Below are 5331 nucleotides of genomic sequence, written 5' to 3'. Positions count from 1 at the left end.
CGCGCTTCCTTCTGGGGTCGGCCGTCAGTTCCCGGAGTTCTCGATCGCCAGGCGCAGCAGTGCTTCGCCGTCGAGGTCGTCGATCGAGTCCGCCTCGGGATCAAGCACAACAGAATCAGTGCTCGTGATTTCCCCACTGTCTTGAGCAAGTTGGAGCACGAGATCCAACAGGCCGGCCTTGCGCAGTCGGCTGATCGGGATCGAGGCGAGGGTCTCGCGGATGTGCGCCTCGGGATCGTCCGCCCGCCGCTCGCCCGTCTCGCCCAGCAGCTCGGTGCGGATGAACTGCGCCAGGGCCGCCGGGGTCGGGTGGTCGAAGACCAGGGTCGCGGGCAGCGCCACCCCGGTGGCCGCCTTCAGCCGGTTGCGCAGGTCGACGGCCATCACCGAGTCGAAGCCGACGTCGCGGAAGGCCCGGTTCGCCGAGAACGCGTCGGCCTCGTCGTAGCCGAGCGTCGCGGCGGCCTCGGCGCGGACCAGGTCGAGCAGGACCCGGCCGCGCTCGGACTCGGGCAGCGCGGCCAGCCGCTCCTTGAACCCGGAGTCGGACGGCTGCTGCGCCTCGGCTTCGGCCAGCCTGCGCACGTCCGGGATGCCGTCGAGCAGCGGGCTGGGCCGCTGTGCCGTGAAGCTGGGCGCGAACTTCTCCCAGTCGGTGTTGGTGACGGTGAGCTGCGTCCGGCCGTCGGCGACCGCCTGCCGCAGCGCCGTGATCGCGAGCTCCGGCGCCATGGTGTGCAGGCCGCGGCGGCGCAGTTGCTCCGCGCCCTCGGCGTTCTCGGCGGCCATGCCGCTGTCCGCCCAGGCACCCCACGCGACGGACGTGGCCGCGAGGCCCAGACCGTGGCGGTGGTGCGCGAGGCCGTCCAGGTAGGCGTTGGCCGCCGCGTAGGCGGGCTGTGCCCCGCTGCCCCAGCTCGCCGCGCCGGACGAGAAGAGGATGAACGCCTCGATCTCCGGGTTGTCCGCGGTGAGTTCGTGCAGGTTCCACGCGGACGTCGTCTTGGCCCGCAGCAGCCGGTTGAGCTGGTCGATGCCGAGCGCGTCGGTCGGAGCGTTGCCCTCGACGACACCGGCCGCGTGCACGACCGCCGTCAGCGGGTGCTCGGCCGGGATCTGCTCCAGCAGCGCCGCCAGCGCCGCCCGGTCGGAGGCGTCGCAGGCAGCGAGCGTGACCCGGGCGCCGAGCGCTTCGAGTTCGGCCCGCAGCTCCTGCCCGCCGGGCGCCGCGGCCCCGCGACGGCTGGTGAGGACGACGTGCTCGGCGCCGGCGTCGGCGACCCAGCGGGCGACATGACCGCCGAGCGCGCCGGTGCCACCGGTGATGAGCACCGTGCCGCGCGGCTGCCACTCCTCGCCCCGCTGCCCACGCGGCGCGGGCACCAGCCGCCGGCCGTGAACGCCGGAGGCGCGCACGGCGAGCTGATCCTCTCCACCCCCGTTGCTGAGCGCGGCGACCAGGCCCTCGGCGATACGGTCGTCGATCTCCTCGGGAAGGTCGACCAGGCCGCCCCACCGGTGCGGCAGGTCCAGGGCCGCGACCCGGCCGAGTCCCCACAGCGCCGTCTGAGCGGGGCTGGTGACCGTGTCGTCGGCGCCGGTCGTGACCGCTCCCCGGGTCACGGCCCACAGCGGCGCCGTGATCCCGGCGTCGCCGAGCGCCTGCACGAGCACTACCGACAGCGCCAGGCCCGACGACGTGGCGTCGAACCCGGGGTACGGCCGGTCGGCCGTACCGAGCAGGGACAGCACTCCGGCGGGCTCAATACCGGCCAACCGGGCGGCGAGGGTTGCCCGGTCGGTGTCCGGTGCGACATCGATGCGTACGACGTCGGCGCCGAGCGGCGCGAGCACGGACTCGGTCCATGCCTTGTCGCCCTGGTCCGCCCCGTCGATGCCGGCCGGAACGAGAGCGAGCCAGGTCCCCGTGATACCGGCGACGGGGACACCGCGCAGCCGCTCCCAGGAATCCTGGTACCGCCACGAGTCCACGGTGGACTGGGCCTTCTGCCGCCCACGCCATGCGGACAGCGCGGGCGCCACGGCCGCCGCCGCGTCCGGATCCACATCGAGCGCGGAAGCGAGGTCACCGCTGTCGACGAGGGTCCAGAACTCGGCGTCGACCGGGTCGGCCGCGCCCGAGCTGACGGCCGCCTTGGGCCAGTAGCGCTGGCGGTCGAAGGCGTAGGTGGGGAGGTCGATGCGGCGGGCTCCGGTGCCTTCGTAGAACACCTGCCAGTCGACCTCGATGCCTGCGGCCCACGCCTCGCCGAGGGAAAGGGCGAACCTGGCCGGGCCGCCCTGGTCCCGGCGCAGGGAACCGACCGCCACGACGTCCAGTGCGCCGTGATCGTCCGCGGTGGACTGCAGTGGCATCGTCAGCACCGGATGCGCGCTGGACTCGACGAACACGCGGTAACCGTCATCGATCAACGCCCGGGTGACCTTCGCGAACTCGATCGGCCTGCGGGCGTTCAAGTACCAGTACTCCGGGCCCAGTTCCGTCGTGTCGATCCGCTCGCCGGTCACCGCCGAGTAGAACGGGATACCCGCCGTCCGAGGAGTCGTCTCCGCCAGCATCTCCAGAAGGCGTTCCCGCAGCGGCTCGACCTGCGGGCCGTGCGACGCCACCGTCGAGGGCACGATCCGCGCCCGCTCACCCCGGCTCACGCACAGGTCGACGAACTCGCCCAGCTCATCCTCCGGACCAGCCACCGTGCACGCATTCGGGCCATTGATACCGGCCACCGACAACCCAGCCCAGCGACCGATGAGTTCACGCACCGCCTCGACCGGCAGCGCCACCGAGGCGACCGCACCCCGGCCGACGAGTTCGTCCGCGAACAGCTGACTGCGCAGCACGACAATCCGGACGGCATCCTCCAGGCTCAGCGCACCCGCCACGAAAGCCGCCGCGATCTCACCCTGCGAATGACCCACCACCGCGCCCGGCTCCACACCGAACGACCGCCACGTCTGCGCCAACGACACCATCACCGCGAACAACACCGGCTGCAGAATCTCGATGCGCTCCAACAGCTCCGCATCCCCGCGCAGCACGTCGATGACCGACCAGTCCACAAAGGAACCGATCACCCGGTCGCACTCGGCCACCCAGTGGGCGAACACCTCGGAGGAATCCAGCAGTTCGACCGCCATACCGGCCCACTGCGAGCCCTGACCGGGGAACACGAACACCGGACCGGGGCCGACCTCACCGGCCACACCCCGCACCAACTGCCCATCCACCAGCACCGCCCGGTGATCAAACACCGACCGCCCCAGCAAAGACCAGCCCACATCGACGCTGTCGGCCTCAAGCGCCTCCAACCGCGCAACCTGCGCATCCAACGACCGCTCAGACCGCGCCGACACCACCCACGGAACCCCAAGCCCCGAAGGCACCGGCTCAGCAACAGCCTCCTCGGAGCCGACGGCGGCCTCTTCCAGGATCAGATGCGCGTTCGTCCCGCTGATCCCGAACGACGACACACCCGCCCGACGCGGACGCTCCCCACCAGGCCACTCCACCGCCGACGTCAACAACTCCACCGACCCAGCCGCCCAATCCACATGCGACGACGGCTCAGTGACATGCAACGTCTGCGGCAGCACCCCGTGCTGCAGCGCCAGGACCATCTTGATGACACCGGCGACGCCGGCGGCGGCCTGGGTGTGGCCGATGTTGGACTTCACGGAGCCGAGCAGGAGGGGCTGTTCGCGGTCCTGGCCGTAGGTGGCCAGCAGGGCCTGCGCCTCGATCGGGTCGCCGAGCGCCGTACCGGTACCGTGCGCCTCCACCGCGTCCACGTCAGACGTGGACAGCCCGGCGCTCGCGAGCGCCTGCCGGATCACGCGTTGCTGCGAGGGACCATTCGGCGCGGTCAGACCATTCGACGCACCGTCCTGATTGACCGCAGACCCACGCACCACCGCCAGCACCCGATGCCCGTTGCGCACCGCATCCGACAGCCGCTCCATGACCACCATGCCGACGCCCTCGGACCAGCCCGCACCGTCCGCGTCGTCGGAGAAGGCCTTCGAGCGGCCGTTCTTGGCGAGGGCGCCCTGGCGGGTGAGTTCGGCGAAGGCGAGCGGGGTGGTCATGATGGTCGCGCCGCCGGCGACGGCGAGCGTGCACTCGCCGCCGCGCAGCGCCTGGGTGGCCAGGTGGATCGCGACCAGGGACGCGGAGCAGGCGGTGTCGACGGTGACGGCCGGGCCCTCGAAGCCGAAGGTGTAGGAGAGGCGGCCGGAGATCACGCTCGCCGCGAGACCGGTGGCGGCGTGGCCCTCGGTGTCCTCGGCGGAGTTGGTGAGCAGCGTCGCGTAGTCCTGGCCGTTCGTGCCGACGAACACGCCGGTCGGGGTGGATCGCAGGGAGTCCGGGTCGACGCCGACGCGCTCCAGGGCCTCCCAGGTCGTCTCCAGCAGGAACCGCTGCTGCGGGTCCATCGCCAGCGCCTCGCGCGGGGCGATGCCGAAGAACGCCGGGTCGAAGTCCGCGCTGCCGTCGAGGAATCCGGCCTCGCTGGTGACGCTCGTCGCCAGCACCGACTCGACGTCCCAGTCGCGGTCGGTCGGGAACGCGCCCATGCCGTCGCGTCCCTCGACCAGCATCTCCCAGAACTCCTCGGGCGTCGTCACCCCGCCGGCGAACCGGCAGGACATGCCGACGATGGCGATCGGCTCGTCGTCGCGCACGGGACCGCGGGCGACCACGGCGGCGTCGGCGGCGACTCCGAGCACCTCGTGGAGCAGGTGCTCGGCGAGCTCGCGGGGTGTCGGGTAGTCGTAGACGAGGCTCGCGGGCAGGCTGCGCCCGGTCGCCGTGCCCAGCTTGTTGCGCAGTTCGACGGCGGTGAGTGAGTCGAAGCCCAGGCCGCTGAAGGGCTTTGTGACGCCCACGGCAGACGGGCCGGCGTAGCCGAGCACTGCCGCGACGGCCGTGCGGACGACGTCGAGCATCACGTCCAGCGGCTCGTCCGCGTCCTGGAGCCTGGCGAGCAGGCCGGCGTCGCCGCGCGGCTCGCGTGCCCGGCTGTCGGCCGCGGGCACGGCGTCCGGCAGGATCGCGATGCCGATGGTCGCGTCGGGTTCGCCGACGGCCCGCCACATCGCCTCCACGGCGAGGGCGGGGTTCATGGCGAGGCCGTGCAGGTCGGCGGCGACGCCCTCCCCTGCGGCCATGCCGGCTCCGGCCCAGGCGCCCCAGGCGATGGAGGTCGCGGCGTGGCCGTCGGTCCGGCGCCGGGTGGCGAGGGCGTCCAGGACTGTGTTGGCGGCGGCGTAGTTGGCCTGGCCGGGGTTGCCGATCGCACCGGCGAGGGA

At 72.3% G+C, this 5331-nt stretch carries 1 protein-coding gene (cut by a window edge); it reads right to left on the bottom strand.

From position 1 onward, the window contains the following. Window positions 1-24: 24 nt before the first annotated feature. On the bottom strand, window positions 25-5331 hold the final stretch of the coding sequence (locus ABD932_RS18350; RefSeq protein ID WP_345013963.1) for a type I polyketide synthase. It continues 22632 nt past the right edge of the window; only the last 5307 of its 27939 coding nucleotides appear in the window; its start codon lies beyond the right edge, outside the window — the gene reads right to left on this strand; it ends in the stop codon at window positions 25-27.

Origin of the sequence: Streptomyces shaanxiensis, from assembly GCF_039537145.1 — a bacterium.
In the GTDB taxonomy this organism is placed as follows: Bacteria; Actinomycetota; Actinomycetes; order Streptomycetales; family Streptomycetaceae; genus Streptomyces; species Streptomyces shaanxiensis.
This window is presented reverse-complemented; position numbering and strand designations above follow the sequence as displayed.